This is a genomic window from Bacteroidota bacterium (assembly GCA_016718825.1).
Taxonomy (GTDB): Bacteria; Bacteroidota; Bacteroidia; order J057; family JADKCL01; genus JADKCL01.
The window spans coordinates 92,249-113,759 of the sequence record JADKCL010000012.1; the positions used below are offsets into that span (position 1 = coordinate 92,249).

At 53.7% G+C, this 21,511-nt stretch carries 16 protein-coding genes and 1 pseudogene; 16 read left to right on the plus strand and 1 reads right to left on the minus strand.

Translation table 11 applies throughout. The features are described from left to right. Nucleotides 1–110: 110 nt before the first annotated feature. From IPN95_15385 to IPN95_15395, 3 genes are all read left to right on the plus strand, one after another. Nucleotides 111–590: a hypothetical protein gene (locus tag IPN95_15385; protein ID MBK9450756.1), complete on the plus strand. Its 480-nt coding sequence runs from the start codon at nt 111–113 to the stop codon at nt 588–590. Nucleotides 591–751: 161 nt separating this feature from the next. After that, complete coding sequence (locus tag IPN95_15390; GenBank protein ID MBK9450757.1) at nt 752–1,306, plus strand: hypothetical protein; 555 nt, start codon at nt 752–754, stop codon at nt 1,304–1,306. A 207-nt stretch (nt 1,307–1,513) separates the two neighbouring features. After that, a complete protein-coding gene (locus tag IPN95_15395) occupies nt 1,514–1,942 on the plus strand; it encodes a hypothetical protein (GenBank protein MBK9450758.1) in 429 nt (142 codons plus the stop codon). A 624-nt stretch (nt 1,943–2,566) separates the two neighbouring features. Here the strand turns inward: IPN95_15395 and IPN95_15400 are convergent. Continuing rightward, nucleotides 2,567–3,610, minus strand: a pseudogene (locus IPN95_15400) (hypothetical protein). Between the two features lie 1,522 nt (nt 3,611–5,132). On the opposite strand from IPN95_15400, the gene IPN95_15405 reads away from it, so the two are divergent. From IPN95_15405 to IPN95_15465, 13 genes are all read left to right on the plus strand, one after another. Next, nucleotides 5,133–5,786, plus strand: a complete 654-nt coding sequence (locus IPN95_15405) for a response regulator transcription factor (GenBank protein ID MBK9450759.1) — start codon at nt 5,133–5,135, stop codon at nt 5,784–5,786. A 111-nt stretch (nt 5,787–5,897) separates the two neighbouring features. Beyond that, the gene (locus IPN95_15410; GenBank protein ID MBK9450760.1) at nt 5,898–6,980 is read left to right on the plus strand and encodes a DUF4856 domain-containing protein; all 1,083 of its coding nucleotides are present in this window, start codon (nt 5,898–5,900) and stop codon (nt 6,978–6,980) included. Next, entirely contained in the window at nt 6,980–8,107 is a 1,128-nt protein-coding gene (locus IPN95_15415) for an imelysin family protein (protein MBK9450761.1), read from the plus strand. Before IPN95_15410 ends, IPN95_15415 begins: the two co-directional genes overlap by 1 nt. Before the next feature lie 52 nt (nt 8,108–8,159). Beyond that, nucleotides 8,160–9,554, plus strand: a complete 1,395-nt coding sequence (locus IPN95_15420) for an HTTM domain-containing protein (protein MBK9450762.1) — start codon at nt 8,160–8,162, stop codon at nt 9,552–9,554. Further along, nucleotides 9,551–9,928, plus strand: a complete 378-nt coding sequence (locus IPN95_15425; protein ID MBK9450763.1) for a carboxypeptidase regulatory-like domain-containing protein — start codon at nt 9,551–9,553, stop codon at nt 9,926–9,928. Before IPN95_15420 ends, IPN95_15425 begins: the two co-directional genes overlap by 4 nt. Continuing rightward, nucleotides 9,823–11,988 carry a TonB-dependent receptor gene (locus tag IPN95_15430; protein ID MBK9450764.1) on the plus strand — a complete coding sequence of 722 codons (2,166 nt, stop codon included), beginning with the start codon at nt 9,823–9,825 and terminating at the stop codon, nt 11,986–11,988. The genes IPN95_15425 and IPN95_15430 overlap by 106 nt, the downstream gene beginning before the upstream one ends. Before the next feature lie 165 nt (nt 11,989–12,153). After that, complete coding sequence (locus IPN95_15435) at nt 12,154–12,690, plus strand: RNA polymerase sigma factor (GenBank protein ID MBK9450765.1); 537 nt, start codon at nt 12,154–12,156, stop codon at nt 12,688–12,690. Between the two features lies 1 nt (nt 12,691). Then, nucleotides 12,692–13,930: a hypothetical protein gene (locus tag IPN95_15440; protein ID MBK9450766.1), complete on the plus strand. Its 1,239-nt coding sequence runs from the start codon at nt 12,692–12,694 to the stop codon at nt 13,928–13,930. A gap of 146 nt (nt 13,931–14,076) precedes the next feature. Further along, nucleotides 14,077–14,766 (plus strand): T9SS type A sorting domain-containing protein, encoded by a 690-nt coding sequence (locus IPN95_15445; protein ID MBK9450767.1) that lies wholly within the window; start codon nt 14,077–14,079, stop codon nt 14,764–14,766. Nucleotides 14,767–15,570: 804 nt separating this feature from the next. After that, entirely contained in the window at nt 15,571–17,208 is a 1,638-nt protein-coding gene (locus IPN95_15450; GenBank protein MBK9450768.1) for a T9SS type A sorting domain-containing protein, read from the plus strand. A gap of 115 nt (nt 17,209–17,323) precedes the next feature. Then, nucleotides 17,324–18,499 (plus strand): hypothetical protein, encoded by a 1,176-nt coding sequence (locus tag IPN95_15455; protein ID MBK9450769.1) that lies wholly within the window; start codon nt 17,324–17,326, stop codon nt 18,497–18,499. 44 nt (nt 18,500–18,543) lie between these two features. Then, nucleotides 18,544–19,953 carry an MBOAT family protein gene (locus IPN95_15460; GenBank protein ID MBK9450770.1) on the plus strand — a complete coding sequence of 470 codons (1,410 nt, stop codon included), beginning with the start codon at nt 18,544–18,546 and terminating at the stop codon, nt 19,951–19,953. 2 nt (nt 19,954–19,955) lie between these two features. After that, a complete protein-coding gene (locus tag IPN95_15465) occupies nt 19,956–21,482 on the plus strand; it encodes a DUF4843 domain-containing protein (protein MBK9450771.1) in 1,527 nt (508 codons plus the stop codon). Nucleotides 21,483–21,511: the final 29 nt, after the last annotated feature.

The window sequence follows — 21,511 nt, forward strand, 5'->3', positions numbered from 1 at the left end:
TCGTTTGGCAATCCCCTATCCAGGGTCGCCAACGGATCAGGTCCCACTGTTTTCTCCTGATTGGAATTCGCCCAAAGTATGCCTAACTTCATTCCTTTAAATCGATCAACATGAAGACGACGCTTTCTTTCCTTCTTCTTTTCTGTGTTGCGCTGAGCTGCTTTGCTCAAACCGCAGGCACCGCCAAAGTCCCGGAAGCCGCCAAGGCCGACCTTGCGAAACGCTTTGCCATATCGACATCCTTCAAATGGTACCAAGAGGGCAATCAATTTGAGGCGGAATATGTCGAAAACGGAAAAGAAATCGCTGTAGCCTACTCATCTTCAGGTCAGTGGCTCGAGACAGAAAGGGAAATCGACAACGGTTCGCTATCGACCAACTTTGTCGCTGGCTTTCAGAAATCTTTTCCAGGCGGAGAAATTGTGGGCGTGGAGTCTGTGGAACGGCCCGACAAGGCCTTGGCCTACGAAGTCAAGTTTTATGTAGGAAAGAAGTTTCAAGAGCTGATTTTTGACGCTGCCGGCAGCGCGGAAGAAGGCCAAGGTGGAAGCGGTAGCGGCACCGAAGGCAGTGACGAGGACGAGGACTGAAAAGTTTCAGCGGGAGTTCGAGGGGATATTCAGTGTGAGTTCGAGTGTGAGTGAGGAGGGAGTCGGCGAGCCGACTACGCACCCTCCATATAACAATCCTCCTCTTCGGCCATGAAGCCTGAAGTAGGCGTCAGCCCCAATCCCAAAGCATCGTAAATCAATTGCTGCACCCCCTGCCGGATGCGGTAGGCGTTAATCTTTTTGTTGGCGTCGTCGGGATAAACACGGTTGCTGAGAAAAACATAGACCACCTGATTTTGCGGATCAGCCCAGGCACAGGTTCCTGTATATCCGAAGTGACCAAAGGTACCCGGGGAAGCACTGACACAGCAATAACCCTTTTCGCAATTGGGCACCGGCAATTGCATATCAAATCCCAAACCGCGGCGACTTCCCGTTTGTCGGCTGGTAAAAAGCTTCACCGTCTCGGGATCAAAGTATTGCTTGCCGCCGTACTGACCGCCATTCACGATCATTTGCATCAACGTCGCCAGGTCGGCACCATTGCTGAAAATTCCTGCCGGACCGCCGATTCCGCCCAAAAAGGCAACCGTCGGATCATGCACATCCCCACGCAAAACCTGCTTGCGCCAATGGCGATCCTGCTCCGTCGGCACAATCTCCTCCTTCTCAAACCGATCCAAAGGATGGTACCCGATTCGCCGCAAACCCATCGGATGGTAAAACGCACTGTCGACATAACGGTCAAGCCTTGAACCCATAATGCGTTCCAAAACGGCCTTCATCAAGTACATGCTCAGGTCGGAGTACTCATATTCCGGCGGATTGAGGCGCATCCGCCGCACTTTGTCCCAAACAGTGTCTTGATAGGCTTGTGCCAAATAAAGGTCTTCGGCGATCCGGAGGGAATGCAAACTGTCGGGCTTGGCACTGTAAATCCGGTTGCGAATCGAATCGACTGCATGGATCATCTTGAAGTACTTGTTCAGGATGATGCCCGCCGGCAAGCCCGAGCTATGCGTGAGCAATTGTTGCGGCGTGATGTCTTTTATGGTGACAAATGCCGAATCCAATTCGGGGATAAAGTATTTGAGCGGCTGATCGAGTTTCAAGGTATCCGCATCGAATGCAGCCATGGCCATGAGCGTCGTCGCAGCGATTTTGCTTACCGAGGCAATGTCATACAGGTCCTCCGTGCGCACACGTTGGCTCCTTTCGTAGTCGTGATAGCCGTAGCCTTTGTGCAAAAACACCTTTCCGTCCTTGGCGGCGAATACCTGACACCCGGGAAACACCTGCATTTTGACGGCGTTGTCAATAAACGAATCTATGCGGAGCATAGCCCGCGGATCAATGCCGAGGTCTTCGGGTTCGGTATATTCAAAGCGTAATTTTTTGGAAAGCACGATGCCCGAACCTGCTGGAAAGGCGGCCGAAATGTCATCGGGCAAAAGTGTCGTGACGGGAAATGCGCCGAAAAGGGCTTGTCCGGCAAGGTGGGCAGTGCGGTCACGGTCTTCGGAGACGAATGCCAGACAGCTGAGCCCGTCCAAATCCTGAAGGCTTGCTTGGCCGGCAAAATCGACTACCACCAGTTTTGTGCTGCGATCCAGTTTTTTCAGAAATGCCGTCAATTGCGGCGAAAATCGCCCATCGGGCCGCTCAGTGACCAAGGCATGGTGCAGGCTCACGACAACGTATTCGTACTTTTTGAGCAGGGAAATTTGCCTTTCGAAGGCCAAGGAATCTGCTTTCGCCCCCATCAAATAATGGTCCACTGCAGCGTAGGCATCCATCGCGACTTGCAGTTCGGACTTGCTGGGAGCCCCGATCGCGAGCGTCGCGACTTTGGCTTGGGTAATATTCGCTCCGAATGGCAACCTTCCCTTGGTGTCGCGCAACACCACCAAGGTGCTTTTGGCCATAGCGCGATCAAGCTGCAAAAGCCGACGCGCTGGATCGATTGCGAATTGCGGTTCGGTCGTATGTTTGTGCAATCCGCGGGCTGCCTTGGCTTTCAGGACTTTGCGCACCTTTTCATCCAGCCAATCCTGGGATTGCTGGCCGCCTTCGACCAAGGCGACGATGTCATTCACCACACGCATTGGATTTTGGGGAGCCACAACGAGATCGGCACCGGCCACCAAACTTGCGGCATCGCCTCCCCTTTGCGACAAAACGATCCCTTCGAAATGCAGTTTTTCTCTCAAAAAATAGCCCAAAGCCCGCTTGGATTGCCCGATGGACACATTGTCGATGGCCGTGTAGACGGCGTTGCTCGCTTGGAACCAGAGGTTTTTGTCGCTGAGGAGCAGGCGCTGCAGCGGATAACCCTTGCCTGCGTTGAGTTTCAGGAGGTCATCTTGAATGCCGACGGGGCGGCTTATGCTGTCGGATTTCTGATCTTCGACATCCATGAGAGGTCTGAAACAAGCTTGGACGCCGCCCTCGCGGAGGCCTGTGGCGAGTGCTTGGCTCAAACGCGTGACATTCTTGGGCACGACCCCGAGCGCGTCGCGCACCCAAGCACCAGATTCGCCGACTTTCCCGCCGCTGATAAGACAAAGATTGCCACCCAAATACTGCGTTTCCGCTGCCAAAGCCTTGCCCCAGAGCTGCGCCAGCGAATCCGATGCAACGGTGCCCAAGGTCAGCAGACTCGGCCAATTTTGCGAATCCGACCAAGCCGACCCCGCATCCAAAGCCACCCAGAGGGGTAAAACGCTGCCTTCCTTCCAGGCATGGACCTGTTCGCGGAGGGTGTCACGTTGTCCAAGTGCGATGATAACACCGCCGAAGCCGTTTCGCCCGAGCGAATCGGAAAACTGTGCCAACAAGACAGAATCCGACATGACATTTCCCTCCACCAAGACCAACTGCGCAGCTTTTTCGGCGAGGCTCAACTTCGCCAAAACGGAATCCGCCCAAGCGCGGTCCGCGACTTCCGAACCCAAAAGTGGCACTTCGGCCTTGGGAGGTGCCTCTTCGCCGCAGCCCGACATGAACGTCAGGCCCAGAATCAGGGAGAGAATGAAAATTTTGAAGCTATTGGCCGCCATCGTCGCAGGGTGAATACAAAAGTGATCTACGTAAAAATAGGAAGAATCGGCGGGGCGGATGGGATGATTTTCTTGCACGCGGAATGGAAATTTGAAACCCCCCCCCCTTTTTTCCCCTCCTTCCCCCCCCGGGGGTCTCGGGGGGGGGGGGGCTTTTTTTTTTGTTTTGTTTTTTTTTTTTTCGGGGGGGGTTGGCTCTTTCCCTCCCCCCCCCCCCCCCCCCCCTTTGGGGGGGGGGCCCCCCCCCCCCCCCCCCCCCCCCCCCCCCCGCGGGGGGCGGGGGGGGGGCCGGCCCCCCCCCCCCCCTTCTTTTTTTTTTTGGGGGGGGGGCGGGGGGCCCCCCCCCCCCCCCCCCCCCCCCCCCCCCCCCCCCCCCCCCCCCCTTTTTTCTGGTGGGCGCCGGGGCGGGGTTCTCCCCCCCCCCCCCCCCCCTTCCCTCCCCCCCCCCCCCCCCCCCCCCCCCCCCCCCCCTTTTTTTTTTCCCCCCCCCTTTTCCCCCCCGCGTCGGGGGGGGGGGCGGGGGCCCCCCCCCCCCCCCCCCCCCCCCCCCCCCTTTTCCCCCTTTTTCCCCCTGGGGGGCCCGCGTTTCTTTCCCCCCCCCCCCCTTTGCCCCCTCCCCCCCCCCCCCCCCCCCCCCCCCCCCCCCCCGGGGGGTTCCCCCCCCCCGGGCGGGGGGGGGGGGGCGGCCGCCCCCCCCCCCCCCCCCCCTCTGGGGCCCCCCCCTCTCCCCCCCCCCCCCCCCCCCTCCCCCCCCCCCCCTCCCCCCCCCCTTCCCCTTTTTTTTTGGGCTGGGGGGGGCCTTCCCCCGGGGGCCTCCCCGGGGGGGTTTTCCCGCCCCCCCCCTCCCTCTTTGGTGGCCCTTCCCCCGCCCCGCCCCCCCCCCCCCCCCCCCCCCCCCCCCCCCTTTTCCCCCCCCCCCCCCTCCCCCCCCCCCCCCCCCCCCCCCCCCCCCCCCCCCCCCCCCCCCCCCCCCCCCCCCCCCCCCCCCCCCCCCCCCCCCCCCCCCCCCCCCCCTTGTTTTTTTTTCCCTCGGTTGGGTTGGTTTTGGGGGTTTGGGGGTGGGGGTGGTGGGGGGTTGGGGGTTTTGGGGGGGGGGGGGGTTGGGTTTTTGGGGGGGGGGTTTGGGTGGGTTTGGGGGGGGGGGGGTGGGGTGGGGGTCTTGTGGGGGTGGGGGGGGGGGGGGGGGGGTCCGGGGGGTTTTGTGGGGGTGGTTTTCCCTTCCCCCTTTTTTCCCTTGGCGGGGGCCCCCCTGGGGGGTCCCTCCCCTTTTTTTCTTGGGGGGGGGTTCCTCCTTTTTTTTTTTTTTTGGGGTTTTTGGGGGGGGGTTGGGTGGGGGGGGGGGGTGGGGTGGGTTTGTTTCCCCGCGGCTGCCTCCTTTTTTTTTTGTTTTTGGGGGCGCGCCCCCCCCTTTTTGGGGGGTTCCTCCCTCTTGGGGGGGCATGGAGCGCATTTGCAGATTGCCAAAAAAATCCATTTTGCTTTCTCACCTTTCCTTCCTTATTTAGACGCGTTCTAAATAAGCATGGGAAAAGCATCCATTCGCATCGTATTGGCAGATGCCCAGTTCCTTACCAGAACTGGCTTGGGGCACCTTTTTGCGGGACATCCGCAGATAAGAGTGGTCGGGGAAGCGACGGATGGCGAAGAACTTCAGGTCGTTTTGGCCAGCCAGAATCCGCAAATCTTGATTGTGGACCATCAGAGCAGTTCCGATTTTGCATTGGATCGGCTTGCGGTCCTAGCGAAGAACCATCCGGCGATAAAGCTGATGTTGGTAACAGACGATCAGGATCATGCACGCATCCGCGCGGCGCTCGCGATGGACGTGCAATGCATTCTCACCAAACATTGCAGTCCCGAGGAAATCGTCAATGCTGTGATTGCCATCGCCAAGGACGAAAAATTCTTTTGCCACAAGGTGCTGGAAATCATCCTTGAAAAACCATCCGACTCTGACGATTGCAGCCCAAGCAACCTCAGTCCTCGCGAAATCGAGATCATTCAGTTGATCGCAAAAGGGGTCAGCACCAAGGAGCTTGCCGACCAACTTTTTCTGAGCACGCATACCGTTTATACCCATCGCAAAAACATCATGAAGAAGCTCGGGGTCCACTCGGTTTCAGAAATGATCCTCTATGCGGTGAATTCGGGCATATCCAGCAAAACGACTACCTAATTTTAGGTAGCAATTCACTGCGAAAAATCACCGATTTGGGTATTGCCCAGCCAGTTTTCAGCCTCTAGCTTTGCCCCAGTTTAGATTCATTCTAAATAAGAAAAGCATAAAATGAAAACACAGTTCCACTCCAGCCTTAGAATACTCTCCGTCGGCGCCATGATGGCAGCCGCCTTCTTCAGCAGCTGCCGCGAAGACAAAATCAAATATGACATCCCCGAAACCTACAACTTTGACAACGTGAGCTTCAGTGGCCAAACCTCGCGGTTGGACATGCTGGATGAAATCTCGGACTATATCGCTACGGCAACTACGCCCGGCACGGTACTCGATGCGCAGCGTCTCCGCGATATGTTTGAAAATCAGAACAATCCGTTTACGTTTGTGGCTACCAAACAACTCAAAGACAAATGCTTTTTGGCAGATCAGACCTTGATCGAAACTTGGATGGATGCAGTGGCTAACAGTTCTACTTCCACACAGCCCGCTGCTTCAGGAGTCGCAGGAATCGCAACAAGTTTGGACGGTACTGAGCACTTTCTGCTGGATTCCAACGGATTTGAACATGCGGAATTGATCGAAAAAGGCATCATGGGTGCGGTATTCTACTACCAAGCCGTCGGTGTTTATCTCACGGAATCCAAAACTGGCAGCACGGTGGACAATACCACGGTGACGGATGGCGAAGGCACGGCTTTGCAACATCATTGGGACGAAGCATTTGGGTATTTTGGTGCGCCAATCGACTTTCCAACCAACACCAACGCCCGCTTCTGGGCCAGGGCAAGTACGCAACGCGATGCACAGATCAGTTCGAATGAGGCGATCATGACAGCCTTTATTACAGGTCGCGCCGCCATCAACCACGATGATCATACGACCAAAACGGCCCAAATCGCCATTATTCGCGACAATTGGGAAAAGGTGATCGCCGCAACTGCCATCCACGAACTCAACGAGGCCAAGTCCCATCTCGGCGACGATGCCCTGCGCAACCACGAAATCTCCGAAGCCATCGGTTATACCCGCGCGCTGAAGTACAGTCCAGTGAAAAAAATCACGGACGCACAAATTCAAAGCATCATTGATATGCTTGGGACAAACCTCTACGCCGTAACTTTGCCCGCGATTGACAATGCGCGTGCAGCGCTTGCCGCTCCTTACGGTTTGGAAAGTATCATGAATGCACTCTGATGGAAGTAAAAACTGCGAATAAAGGCCGGATGCGGCTGCAATTTGTTCCGATCTTGATGGGTATGATGCTGCTTGCGGCATCCTGCAAAGACAAGACCGATCCGACAGAATATGACCGTACTGCATTGACTGCCAACCTCGGCGAACGCGTCATCGTGCCGGCGTACGATCAATTGCAGGACAAAGTCGACCTGCTTCGAAATGGAAGCGCAGATTTTCGGGTGGCGAAGGATCAGGTTTCGCTAGACAGCCTCCAAAGCCGATTTGCGAAGGCTTGGCTGGCATGGAAAGCCTGTTCGGCATTCGAATTTGGGCCAGCGGCGACAGCTTCCCTGCGAAGCGTTTTGAATACATTTCCCTGCGATACCCTGCAAATTCACAACAATTTTACCAGCGGGGCCTACGACCTGAACCAAGCGGTCAATCTAGATGCACGTGGATTTCAAGCACTTGACTTTTTGCTCCACGGTTTGGGTTCGGGCGATGCTGCAATATTGAACAGGTATCAAAGCCCGTCAGATTCGTCCAGGCTCACGGAGTACCTCGAGGCGGTGGTCAGCGACATTCAGGCGCAAGTTTCGAATGTGCGTCAAGCTTGGAATTCAGGGTACTTGGCGACTTTCAAGGCAAGTTTGGGGACCGACGTGGGCAGTAGCACGAGCATGTTGGTCAATGAACTCAACCGCGACTTGGAGATCATCAAAACGGCGAGCATCGGAATTCCGCTGGGGAAGCAGACTTTTGATTCTCCATTGCCTGAAAAGGTGGAGGCGCTTTACAGTGAAATTTCAATTGAGCTGGCAATTGCCGAATTACAAGGTCTGGAACTGCTTTTCGAAGGCCAAAAAGACGGCTCTGCAGAAGGCTACGGACTACGCGAGGCATTGAATGCGGTCGAGGCGCTTTATAATGGCGAAAACTTGGGTGATGCGATTCACAATCAGTTTCAAACTGCCAAGGCTGCCGTGGCGGCAATTCCCGGTTCACTGTCCGAGGCTGTGGTTACCAACCGCGTACCCGTCGAAGCCGCCTACAACGAGATCCAAAAGCTGGTCATCTTGCTCAAGACCGACATGGCTTCCGCGCTCAGCATTTTGATCACCTATACCGACGCAGACGGCGATTGATCGCCCCGATTGGCCGTGCTTTCGGCCATTTCAAGGTTCTCTGGAAATCAAAATGCAACGTCTTAGAACATACTTGACCCAACCGATCTCGATCGCGCCCTTGGCGACTTTCAGGATCCTGTTTGGGGCGATCATGTTCGTGAGTGTAGTCCGGTTCATGCTCCGCGGATGGGTGACGGATTTGTACGTAGAGCCCAAGTTCTTCTTCAGTTACTACGGCTTCGAATGGGTGAAGCCCTTGGGCGAATTCGGGATGTATGCGGTGTTTGCCGTCATGGCCTTGGCAACAATCGGCATCGCTTTGGGGGCATTTTACAGAGTTTCATCCATCACATTTTTCCTGACTTGGACCTACGTCGAATTGTTGGATGTCACCAATTACCTGAACCATTATTATTTCGTTTCCCTCGCGGCCTTCCTTTTGATGTTGGTTCCTGCGAATCGGTATTTGTCGGTGGATGCCTGGCGAAGGCCTGCGATCAAGCTGGAATTTGTGCCACGCTGGATGATCGGCGCTTTGCGGATGCAAATGGGCATCGTTTACGTCTTCGCGGGCATCGCGAAAATCAATGGCGACTGGCTGTTGCGGGCACAGCCCCTCAAAATCTGGTTGGCTTCGCGTACGCATTTGCCCGTAATCGGATGGGCCTTCAAATACAGCTGGACCGCATTCGCTTTCAGTTGGATGGGTTGTTTGTATGACCTGACCGTACCGTTTTTCCTGCTTTGGCGTAAAACGAGGCCGTTTGCCTACGCAGCGGTGATCGGGTTTCACCTCATCACGTGGTGGCTGTTTCCGATCGGGATGTTTCCGTTTATCATGATTTTGGGGACGCTTGTTTTCTTCCCTGGCGAATGGCATCTCAAGTGGCAATCCCGTTTGCTGAGTTTTGCCACGAAGACACAAAGGCACGAAGAAAACCCACTTGACCTTCGTGCCTTCGTGTCTTCGTGGCCACATAAAAACAAAATCCTTCCGACCCTACTGACCCTCCACTTGGTTCTGCAAATCTTGATTCCATTCCGTTACCTGCTTTATCCGGAGAATCTCTTCTGGCACGAGCAAGGATTTCGGTTCAGTTGGCGCGTGATGCTGATGGAGAAGGCGGGTTACGCAGTCTTTCACGTGCGGGATCCGGAAACCGGCAAATCCACAGAAGTCATCAACCGGGAATATCTGCGTCCCAACCAAGAGCGCATGATGTCCACGCAACCGGATTTGATCTTACAATTCGCTCATTTTTTGGAGGACGAATACAAGCAAAAAGGCATCGCCGACCCGGAGGTCTATGCAGAAGTCCACGCCACGTTGAACGGCAGCGGATCGCGGCCCTTCACTAACCCCAACATCGACCTGACCCAACGCAAAGAGGGCTTTGCTCCCAAGGACTGGATCTTACCCTTCGAATCGCATTCACCCACATTTGGACAGGAGGATCGGCGGTGAATGTGAAAGCGTGCATGTTGATGATCTGCGGATTGCTCTTGGGAAGCTTTGTTTTGGGGCAACGCATCAGTGGAACCGTAGGTTACGAAGCCAATCAACGCTCAGACAGTACCAAGGAACGCTGGGGCGCTGCAGGCGAAACGGTGTTTTTGATGCCGGGGAAATTGCAGTCAAAAACCGATTCATTGGGCAGGTATAGCTTTGGTCCACTCGCGCCGGGCACTTACACGCTACGTACCAGCATGGAAGGCCTGGGGCAAAAACGAAGTTGGAAATCACCGTCACCGACCAAGACATCGTTCAGGATTTTTACTTCCACCAGTTTTACAGCCGTTTGTCAGGCGTCGAAATCACCGACCAAACCAATTCCGTGAATTGGATGCGCAATGTCGAAGGCATGGGCATTTACGCAGCCCGCAAATGCGAACTCATTGACATCAGCCGCATTACGGCCAACCTTGCCACCAACAATGCCCGGCAAATCTTCAACAATGTCGCTGGACTGAACATCTGGGAAAATGATGGCGGCGGCTTGCAATTGGGCATTGGCGGACGTGGACTGAGCCCCAACCGCAGCAGCAATTTCAACACCCGCCAAAACGGCTACGACATCGCTGCCGATGCCTTGGGCTATCCGGAAAGCTATTATTCGCCGCCGGTAGAGGCGTTGCGGAGGATCGAGGTCGTCCGTGGGGCGGCGAGCCTCCAATATGGTACACAATTCGGGGGAATGGTCAATTTCCTCTTCAAGGAGGGCCCGCAGGACAAAAAAATCGAATTCACGAGCCGGCAAACCGGCGGCAGTTTTGGATTTTTCAGCAGCTTCAACAGCTTGGGTGGGCAGGTTGGCAACCTGAATTATTACGCATTTTACCAAGGCAAACGCGGCGATGGCTGGCGGGCCAACAGCGGCTTCCAACAGCATACCGCCTACGGCGGACTGCGTTGGCAAATCAGTCCAAAATTCAAGCTCGGCGCCGAATACACCTACATGCATTACCTCGCGCAGCAGGCGGGCGGACTCACCGACGCGATGTTTGCACGCGATCCGCGGCAGAGCATCCGCGACCGGAATTGGTTCCAAGTGGATTGGAATTTGGCAGCCTTGACCGCCGACATCGCCCTGTCGCCGAGCACGAAACTCAACATTCGCAACTTTGGATTGTATGCGCGGCGCGACGCCTTGGGCTTTTTGGGTGCCATCAACCGCATTGATCCGTTGGGCGAACGCGACCTGATCACGGGTGCATTTCAAAATTTCGGGAATGAGACCCGGTTGATGCACAAATACAGCTTTCTGAAGCATCCGGCGGCAATTTTGGTTGGCGCACGCTATTATCAAGGCCATACAACTGCCGCACAAGGCTTGGCCAATGCGGGTTCCGGTCCAGACTTTGAATTGATCAATCCCGAGCAACCTGAGGGCAGCGACTATGTCTTCCCGAGCCGCAACGTGGCGGCTTTTGCCGAGCAAGTCATGCACCTGAGCAGCAAATGGACGCTTGCGCCGGGGATTCGGTATGAATTCATCCGCACCGCCTCGGAAGGGAGCTATCAGGTCCGCAACACCGACTTGGCGGGAAATGTCATTTACGAAGCCACGATTGCTGACATTCGCAGCCGTGACCGCCAAATTCTGCTTGGGGGCCTAGGGACATCTTATAAACCAGGCGAAAACCTCGAAGTCTACGCCAACATCTCGCGCAACTACCGTGCGATTACATTCAACGATATGCGCGTGGCCAATCCCAACTTCGAGATCGACCCCAACTTGCGCGATGAGAAAGGCTTCAATGCCGACCTCGGATTCCGGGGGAATGCTGGGAATTGGTTCAACTTCGACCTGAGTGCCTTTTACCTTTATTATCAAGACCGCATCGGGCAAGTCCTGAAAACCGATTCGACGACCTACCGCTACTACCGCTACCGCACCAACGTCGCCGACAGTCGCAACGTTGGCTTGGAATGTTTTGCAGAGGCCGATCTTTTCCGGATGCTGGGCAATCAATTGTCAACGACGCGCCTGACCCTGTTTGGAAACTTGGCCTGGATTGATGCCCGGTACCTCGACAGTCAACAGCCGGCATTTGATGGAAAGCAAGTCGAATTTGCGCCAAAAGTCAACCTCAAGACTGGCTTGAGCCTAAGCCACAAAAAACTGAAAGCCAGCCTTCAATGGAGTTATTTGTCCAGTCAATTCAGTGACGCGACCAATGCCATTTCTTCGCCCAATGCCGTGGAAGGCCTCATTCCCTCCTACCATGTTTTGGACGCGACGGTCGGTTACACCTGGAAATGGTTCACGCTGGAGGGCAGCTGCAACAATGCCTTGAACCGGATGTATTTTACACGTCGCGCAGCGGCTTATCCGGGTCCGGGAATCATCCCAAGTGATGGTAGGAGCTTCTTTTTGACCTTGCAAGTCAAGATTTGAAGCATCCGATTTGCAGAAAAATCAATTTTTCTCGCCCATCAAATCCATCCCGAAATTCAGGAATGGCCTATTTTTGCAGCGATTCAAGAAAATTTGAAAAATATTTCGACCCGCACACACCAAAACGCATTCGCAGGACATCTATAGATTCAAAAGGCAAAAGGTTTGCAAGAGAATACGCTCATAGCAGGATGCAAAAATCAGGATCGCAGGGCCCAAAAGGCACTCTACGAACTGCATGCACCCAAAATGCTGGGCATTTGCCGACGTTATCTGGGTCAGCAGGCGGATGCCGAGGACGCCTTGCTCAATGGATTTTTCAAGGCCTTGAGTCAAATCGACACCTTCGAAGTTAAAGGCAGTTTTGAAGGATGGCTTCGTAAAATCATGGTCAATGAATGCCTGATGGCCTTGCGCAAGCGCCTGCGATTTCCGGAAGCTGCCGAATTGAGCGATGTACAATTGCGTACCTCCGAGGACCCGATGACCATTATGGCCGCAGGCGACCTCATGGCAATGGTTGCCAAATTACCGGAAGGGTACCGCACCGTTCTGAACCTCCACGCGATCGAGGGGTACAAACACCACGAAATCGCGACGATGCTGGGAATCAGCATCAACACTTCCAAAAGTCAGTTGATTCTGGCGAAGCAAAAACTGCGCAGCATGGTCGGGCAAAACGTTTATCCGGAGGCGAGCTAAGATGAAAGCAGAAGAAGACATCGAAAAGCAACTCGCAGCATCGCAGAATGCCTGGGACAGTCAGCCGTCGGCAGAGCTCTGGGATCGTCTGGAGGAACGTCTTGAAGAGGCGCAACCGACGATGGGGCCGAGAAAACCCAAAAATTGGCCGTTTCGCATCGTGAGTGTATTGCTTATGATTGGAATCGGAACAGGAATTTGGATGGCTTGGCCGGAGGAAAAACAGGAGATTCCCATGGCAAAACCCATCGCGGCGCATCAAATAGTTGACCCAGGCACTGAATTGCATGCGGAGCAGCGCGATACCGTGGCGAAAGCCAATAGCCATTTGACCTTCGGCGAAAATGTAGGCATCGGCGAATCGGTCCTCGGAAGGGCCAAATCAACGACCTTGGGTGGCAGAACCGGCGGCTTGTTTGCGGATTTCAGGAGTCAGCGCCTTGGCTTGCAAGGTGCCACCAAAATGCATTTCGGCAGCGGTGCGGTTGAAAATGAAAATCCCGGGGCACAGGCGAGCTACAATGGTTCCTCGGTTCAAATCAATGGCGGATTTCCCGTGAACAACCCGGGCACGGCCAACATGTATGCAGGCAAGCCCGAGCTTGAAGTGACTGCCAATCTTCTGCCGTTGGGAAATATGCTCGTGACCAACAGCGTGGGCAATCCGATCGACACGGTCAATTCGTTGCAGCAATACAGCAATTTGATCCAAAGCAACGACAACAACCGCTATTTGCAGATCAACGCGGCCCGCAACGACATGAATTTCAACTTTGCAGGGCCTTCAACGGCAGGCAATCAGGAGAATTTGCAGCACTTGAAATGGCTGCTCGGCAGTTGGAAAACGCAAGGTGCAAGCGGCGGCGCGATCGAAGAATGGCGGCAGTTGGATGATTTCACCTTGGTCGGCCGCGGCTATTTTGTCGTGAACGGCGATACGATTGTCACGCAGGAAATGCGCATTGAACAGCGCGGACCCAATGTTTACTATATCATTGTCAAGGACGAAAATGCCAAGGCAATGAAATTCAGGCTGCGCTCACGGATGAGCAATGAGCTGATTTTTCAGGACGAAAGCCCCAAAACGGATCAGGAATTGGTATTGCGCAACAATCCGGCAAAGGACGAAGTCGAAAAAATTATTTCGACACCGGCGGAACGCAGCGTCAATCAGCTGAATAAGAGCAGTCAAAATTCACCGGGCAACTACAAGGTGATGCAACGCAAAAAGCAGCCTTAACAGGCACTTTCTCCCGGAATAAAAAAATCTCCTCGGGCGTCTTTATCGGACGCATGGATTTCGCATGCCATTCAGGAAGCATCACGATCCGTTATTGAGCCCGTCGATCATGCCCTTTTGTCAATTTTTACTTCAAAAAAATCAATATGAAACGATTTCTTCCCCTTCGGTCGGTGATAGCGAGGCTATCCATGACCTTGCCGATGCTCCTGATTTTGGCGCTTGCGCCATCGTTGCAACTCTTTGCAGGCGGCGGATTTGTCCCCGCGCAGATTTACGATGGCCCTTTGAATCTTGCCCAGCCGGCGGCCCCACCGCTCAACAATCCCGTTTCGCTGAATGATAGGCAGATTCCAACGACTCCAACCGACCCCAAAGTGGATATAGAGGTCACGGTCAGCATTACGCCTGAAGAAATCAACTGGCTAAACTCCCTCGACAATGACTTGCCCTACCACCATCGCGGACTTTCTGAGGCGGCTTATCAGCAACAACTTCTCGCCGCAGACAATATCCTCAGACCATTGACTTGGCAAGCAAATGAGCCCGAAGCCGCGTCAAGTTTGGAAAACGCAGAAAAACATGATGTGCAATCCTTGAAACTATTGACTTGCCCAAATCCGTCCCATGGTCAATTTCGCGCAACGATCGAAGGAAGCGGGACGGGCCTATTTACCTATCGAATTGTGTCCTTGTCCGGGCAGGTGATGGAATCGCGTAATTCAGCATCCGTATTCGAAGACTTTGATCTCAGTGGCAATCCGGCTGGCATTTACTATTTGCAAGTCATGCAGGGGAACACCCAATTAACCGCAAGGGTTTTGCTTCAGTACTGATTTTTTGACGAAACCCTCAGAAACATAACGGAACCCAAAGCACGGATTGAAAGGCATTCATCCAAACTTCAATCAGAAATATAACACCTGATTTGAAGGCGCAACCCTGGTGGATGCGCCTTCTTGGTGTTCCTATTGGCGGTTTTGCTTTCTAAAAATGGATGATTTTGCGCGATTTCCGCTCATTTCCAGCCGACCAATGGAAGTTGATTGATTACATGGAAGACAAGAATCACGGTTAGGCTCAGGCGTCTTTTCATTCGCTTTGGCGGCAACAGCTCCCCAATTTGCCCCTGTTTCACCAACGATTGAATGACCTACACGATTTTGATGGACTGATTCGCAATGATTTTGAAGTCAAGTGATCCAGTTTGGAATGGGTTTCGTAAGTCATTTTGTTCTCGCAATTTACTTGGAAGGCAAGTATCGTTTGATCGACATAGGAGAGCTCGTAGGGAATCCGGAATCCACGGGGAATCTGGCTTAGGCTGGGATGGATAAAGGTGCAGGGAAGGGATCAAAGATGCAGGTTTGGGCAACATGAGGCGAAGGAGCGGCAATCTGCCGTAGGGAGTTGGCTCAAATCACGACCATTGGACTGCGCCGCCGCATTGCGTGCGGCTGCAGTCGGTGGGCGCCACAAAGCGACTTGTCTCGCTTACGACATTCAAAGTTAAATCGTGCCTTCACACTTGCACAGCAAGGAATCACATGTTAATTTTAGAATCCGTTGGCTATCCATGCATAGTCCACGGTAGGTATTGTGAATTTAGTTTTCATCCAATAAGTCAAAAAGTCGAGAATATGAAAAGGTTTACTACGATGTTGGCTTTGGCCGGTGCTCTGACAATCGGGGCGCAGACCACAGCTTCTGCACAAGCGACACGGCACAACGTGATCCTTGAAATTGCTACCGGTACATGGTGCCAATATTGCCCAGGTGCTGCCATGGGTGCCGATGACCTCCACGCAAGCGGAGCCAACGTCGGAATCGTTGAGCACCACGACAGCGATCCATATGAGACCCCCGAAAGCGTAGGTCGTTATGATACCTACTATGGTGTCACCGGCTTCCCAACCGCATTCTTTGACGGTGGCAACAGCGTCGTTGGTGGTAGCAATACCAACTCGATGTTCAGCACCTACAACCAAAAGTACACGACTGCGATTGGAGTTGCTACCCCATTTGACATCACATCAACATGGACACAAAACGGCGCAAGCATCGACGTGTCTGCAACCGTGAACCAAATGGGTGCATATTCAGCTGGCAACTTGCGCTTGCAAGCTTGTGTGACTGAAAGCCACATCCAAGTCAACTGGCAAGGTCAGACGGAGATCAGCTTCGTCAACCGTGACATGTATCCTGACCACCTTGGCCAGACATTGACCTTGACACAAGGCAATTCGCAGACACTCAACTTCAATATTCCAATCAGCCCATCGTGGGTACAAAACGAGATGGAAATTGTGATTTGGGTGGAAAACAGCTCTACCAAGGAAATCTTCAATGGCACAGTAGCTCCGTTGGCAGTCGCTTCGATGGCCAATGACCCAATGGCGGTCGAAATCAGCAATGAAATCGGTGCAACCAACTGCCTCGACAACATTGCGCCTGAAGTCAAAATCCGCAACATGGGCAGCAATGCCCTGACCAGCGTCGATTTTAGCTACAGCATCAATGGCGGTACGCCACAAACCCACACTTGGACTGGCAACTTGCCTTTCTTGAGCTATGCAGTGGTTACACTTCCTTCGATCAGCTTCACGCCATCTGCCAACACCACGCTGACGGTGAACATCACCAACAGCAACGACGGCAATATGTCCAACAATACTGCATCCACGACTTGGGGATATGCTCCATATAGCAGCCCAGGTGCCTATGTGATGACGATTCAGCCTGACAACTACGGTAGCGAAACCACCTGGGAAGTCAGGAATGGTGCTGGCAGTGTGATCGCTTCTGGCGGACCTTATACCGACGGCAACACAACGCCGGTCAACGCCAACGTGACCATCAACGCCAACGATTGCTTTACGGTTACCGTGTTTGATTCCTATGGCGATGGCATGTGCTGCGCTTACGGTCAAGGTTCATGGACTTTGAAGGATCCAAGCAACAACGTTGTGGCCACAGGTGCTCAGTTTAACTCTGCAGATGCGAAGGCATTCTCGACCATCGTGGTCGGTGTAAATCCTGCGCTTGCTGCAAGCATCAACGTGTATCCAAATCCTAGCAACGGTGTATTCAACGTCGAGATTCCAAACGTCGACAACGCTGAAATCTCCATCGTGACCCTCACCGGCATGCAGGTGTACAACACAACTGCTTCGCAGTCCCTTACCAAAATCGACTTGAGCGATTTGGCTGCTGGCATGTACATGGTACGCGTCAAGACTGCCGAAGGTCTTGCTGTCAAGAAAATCACCAAAGAGTAATCTCTACTGATACTCACGGTAAAAAATATGCCGTCAGTCCTTCATTGGGCTGACGGCGTTTTTTTGTGCCGTAACCCCATGATGCAATTCATTCAGCAACCACTAAATTTGCCCAATGAAGGGAAATGTAGGGAAACAGCTCCTCTTTTGGGGACTCTTGATTGGAAACGCATTCACTGCAGGGGCGCAGTCGTTCGCAAGCGGGTGGGAGGCATTGCAAGCTGACAATGCAACCTTGAGGGAAGATATTGTTCGTACCGAGCAGGCCATTGATCTGGTTCAGGCTTGGGTGGCTGACTCCATCGTTGAAAAAGACAAACAGCGCCTCAAAGGTCTTGGAGGATGGATCGCGCAACGCACCGCCGCACGATTTTGGCTCAAATACGACGAACGAAAGCAAAAATATGTCGGCACAATCAGCAGGCCCTACCACATCTACGACGGCATGGCCGATGAAGTGGACATCAACATCTTCCTCATGCCCCATCTCCCGGAGTACATCCAAATGGTGCGAAAAGGCTTTGACTTGGCAAGAGAAAGACCACGGGGAGACAAGGCATTCCGTTTTGATGCCCCGGAGAACTATCCTTTGCCGGCAGAGCTGAAAGTGGAGGACTTGGGCTATATCACTATCGAATGCGAAGTGACGCCGCCGCAAAAATTTGCCCAAGACCTCGAAAAGCAGCTTTTTCCCGTCAAAGACGGTGATTATAGCTTGGATACCATTCCCGGATTCGGGACAAAATACACCAGCTTTGGCATGACTGGAGTCTGGTGCATGGACTGCAACCACAATTGCCGACCAGAAATTCATCCCATCGAATGGCTTTGGTGGATGGACCTGAGCGAAGACCGGCCTGCTACCCAAACCTGGCATGCCACCTTGATGGTCGATGGCAGCAACCGGTTTCATGATTGGTCACCGAGCCCCATATCCGGTGAAATCGCGATCCCTTTTTTCGTCACCGACTACACGCAGCACCTTGAATTCAACTTGAAACACATTGTTTCAGACCCTGTTTCCAAGGCGGAAGCGAGTTTGCCGATGCCGGAAACCGCTTTCCAATCCGCAGACACGACCTTCAGGGTACCGCTGTCCATTCCTGGTGCCAAGCGACAGGCCATCAACGCAGACCTTAAGGTTCAGGGCGGATGGCCAAGTGCCTCCACATACTACTGGATCAGCGATTTGAAGCCGGTGGAAGGCGGATACGGCGGCTATTTCCACGTGTCCACCACTGCGGAAAGTATGCTGGCTTTCGAATTGTCGATCAGTACACAGGAGCATTGAGCAATTGGCTTTTGAAACTAGCGGAAACTGCCTAACTTGATTCGATGCTGTTCAATTCAGTCCATTTCATCTGGTTTCTGCCGCTGGTCATCACCCTCTATTACCTGCTGCCTGGAAAATTCCGATGGATCCTGCTGTTGGCGGCGAGCTATACGTTTTACATGTTTTGGCGGGTCGAATATGCAGCCATCATCCTCGGCAGCACATTCATTGACTTTTGGGCGGGCCGGCAAATGGGCAAACGCGCAACGCCGCGGGCACGGCTCCCCTTCCTCTTGGCGAGTCTGACCTGTAATTTTGGTCTGCTTTTCACCTTCAAATACGCGGGATTCTTTGGCGAAACCCTGAATTCCGTCTTTGATGCAGGGATAGAGCCCCTGCAATTGTTGTTGCCGGTCGGGATCTCCTTTTACACATTCCAAAGCGTCGGCTATATGGTCGATGTCTACAAAGGAAAGTCCAAACCCGAAGCCCATTTCGGGTATTTTGCGCTTTTTGTCGCCTATTGGCCACAATTGGTCGCCGGCCCGATTGAGCGCTACCACCACATCGGACCGCAGCTCCACGCGACACAAAAGCTGGAGTATGACAATTTGGCGAATGGTTTCCGGTTGATCGTCTTGGGATTCTTCGCCAAAATGGTCGTGGCAGACAATCTTGCAGTATTGGTCAATCAGTTCTACGAAAACCCGGTGGGATTCGGCCGCAGGGATGCCGCACTGTCCTTGGTGGCGTATTCGTTCCAAATCTATTGTGACTTCTACGGCTATTCCCTCATCGCGATCGGCTCGGCAAGGCTGATGGGCGTGCGCTTGGCCGACAATTTCCGCACACCTTATCTATCAAGTTCCGTCGCCGAATTTTGGCAGCGTTGGCATATTTCGTTGAGCACTTGGTTTCGCGATTACCTTTTCATTCCGCTGGGGGGCAGCCGGGTGGGATTGGCCCGTTGGGCCTTCAATGCCATGATCGTCTTCACCGTTTCCGGGTTTTGGCATGGTGCAAGATGGACGTTTGTGATCTGGGGAGCCGCTTGGGGGCTGTTTTATGTCTTAGAAAAGTTACTGAACAAACTTGGGAGCCGCAAAAACGCTGAAAAGGAGGCGAATAAGGCCTTCTCCATCGGCAAGCTCCTTCGAATTCCGATCATTTTCCTACTTGCAACGGCCGCTTGGGTTCCTTTTCGCAGCGAAAGTTTGGAAAAAATGGCTTTGGTCGGCGATGCGTTGATCCATCAGCATGCAGGAATCCAACATTTCGAAATTCCATGGGTCACTTTTGCCGCCTTGGGGATTTTCCTGCTGCTCGACGCATTGCATTACAAGCAACGTCCGGAGGAATGGTTTGCCAACCGCCCATTTATCCTGCGCTGGGCAATCTATGCGATTTTGATCTTTGGCACGCTGGCCTTTGCCGCTGTTGAAGAGGTTCCCTTCATCTATTTTCAATTCTAGGGATGCAGGAACTCAAGAAAATAGCACCCAAGATCGCCCTGTTAGCTGCTTTGCTGCTCGGGATGAACCTGATTTACCGGCAATGGCTCTACCCCGCAGACCGCAAGGCCTACAGCGAAAGCGCGGAATTGGTCAATGCCGTTCAAGACAGCGCGGAAATCCTCTACCTTGGCGAGTCGAGCAATTTCACCATCGCGGACCAAGACGTGGAGAAACTGAGCATCAGCCAGTTTCTTGCGCAGTATTTCCCCAAAAGGAAACTCGGAACAGTTGCCAAGGGGGCACTTCACGCCGGCAATTATTACGACATGCTGCGGAGTATTCCGTCGGGCAGTCCTGTGAAAACGGTGGTGGTGACGATGAACCTGCGTTCGTTTGATGCGAGTTGGATCCATTCAAAGCTGGAAACCGCATTGCAAAAGGAGATGGTGCTGCTCAAACCCGGTCCGCCGCTTTGGAACCGCCTCATGCTGAGCCTCCGCAACTACGAAATCAAATCCTTGGCGGAACGCGAGGCCCAAGTCAAGGCGCAGTGGGCCAAGGATACGCTGAGGTTTCCCGAGCCGTTTCCTTACCGGAATGTCATCGAATGGGATTCGGCCATTGCGAAGCGGAAATACCTGAAGCATGATACGCTCTCCGAGCGGAACGATGCCGAAATCGACCTCGCCTGCCACTATGTCAAGACATTCGCCTTTCAAATTGATACGGTCACAAATCCAAGGATCCAAGATTTTGACCGGATCGTCGCGCTTGCACAAGCACGTGGGTGGAACCTGATCCTCAACATCTTGCCGGAGAACATGGAACAGGCGGAAAGGCTCGTCGGAAAGGAACTGACCTGGCTGATGCGTCAAAACCGCGATCTTTTGGTGCGACGATATGGGAAGCAGAAAGGTGTGACCGTCATAGATCAGTTGGAGGCACTCCCCAACGCAGACTTCCGGGATCAGGATTGGACCACGGAACATTACTTGGAGCATGGCCGCCGCAGCGTGGCGGACCGTATAGCGGCAGCCATCAAGCCAATATATCCGAAGGATTACGTCATCCCCAAGCAGCAAAACCGCTTGACAAACCATTCATTTTTCAACGATTGCGAAGGCGGCGAAGTCTGGAGCCAAATGCAAACCTTGGATGCGGTTCACGCCCACGGCGGCCTCAGCGCGAGCCTCACGGGAAATGGCAAGGGACAATTCGGGGTGACTTTCACTTACCCCATTCCAAAATTGGACTCCAACAGCTTGGACAGCATTGCCTTCAGTTGCTGGGTATTTTCGGAGAGCCAAGACCACAATGCCGCCATCGCTTGGGAGGCAAGTGGCGACAGTACAGGCTATCTTTGGGACAGTTTGCAGTTCCGGGGCCTGCAACAAAAACCTTCGGAATGGCAACAAATTCACTTTAGAATCGCCTTGTGGCCCAATGTTGCAGCGGCGGACATCATCAAGGTTTATCCCTACAATCCCTCGGCATTGCCGATTTGGTTTGACGACATCCGGATCGAGTTTTTGGGGAATGGGAATTGAACGGTATCCACAACGGGACCGAGCCAATT

Excerpts from the sequence above, each read along its gene's own strand:
- IPN95_15415 (MBK9450761.1), top strand. The coding sequence starts at position 6,980 with ATGGAAGTAAAAACTGCGAATAAAGGCCGGATGCGGCTGCAATTTGTT.
- IPN95_15405 (MBK9450759.1), top strand. The coding sequence starts at position 5,133 with ATGGGAAAAGCATCCATTCGCATCGTATTGGCAGATGCCCAGTTCCTT.
- IPN95_15445 (MBK9450767.1), top strand. The coding sequence starts at position 14,077 with ATGAAACGATTTCTTCCCCTTCGGTCGGTGATAGCGAGGCTATCCATG.
- IPN95_15455 (MBK9450769.1), top strand. The coding sequence starts at position 17,324 with ATGAAGGGAAATGTAGGGAAACAGCTCCTCTTTTGGGGACTCTTGATT.
- IPN95_15440 (MBK9450766.1), top strand. The coding sequence starts at position 12,692 with ATGAAAGCAGAAGAAGACATCGAAAAGCAACTCGCAGCATCGCAGAAT.
- IPN95_15410 (MBK9450760.1), top strand. The coding sequence starts at position 5,898 with ATGAAAACACAGTTCCACTCCAGCCTTAGAATACTCTCCGTCGGCGCC.
- IPN95_15460 (MBK9450770.1), top strand. The coding sequence starts at position 18,544 with ATGCTGTTCAATTCAGTCCATTTCATCTGGTTTCTGCCGCTGGTCATC.
- IPN95_15465 (MBK9450771.1), top strand. The coding sequence starts at position 19,956 with ATGCAGGAACTCAAGAAAATAGCACCCAAGATCGCCCTGTTAGCTGCT.
- IPN95_15395 (MBK9450758.1), top strand. The coding sequence starts at position 1,514 with ATGGATCATCTTGAAGTACTTGTTCAGGATGATGCCCGCCGGCAAGCC.
- IPN95_15385 (MBK9450756.1), top strand. The coding sequence starts at position 111 with ATGAAGACGACGCTTTCTTTCCTTCTTCTTTTCTGTGTTGCGCTGAGC.
- IPN95_15450 (MBK9450768.1), top strand. The coding sequence starts at position 15,571 with ATGAAAAGGTTTACTACGATGTTGGCTTTGGCCGGTGCTCTGACAATC.
- IPN95_15420 (MBK9450762.1), top strand. The coding sequence starts at position 8,160 with ATGCAACGTCTTAGAACATACTTGACCCAACCGATCTCGATCGCGCCC.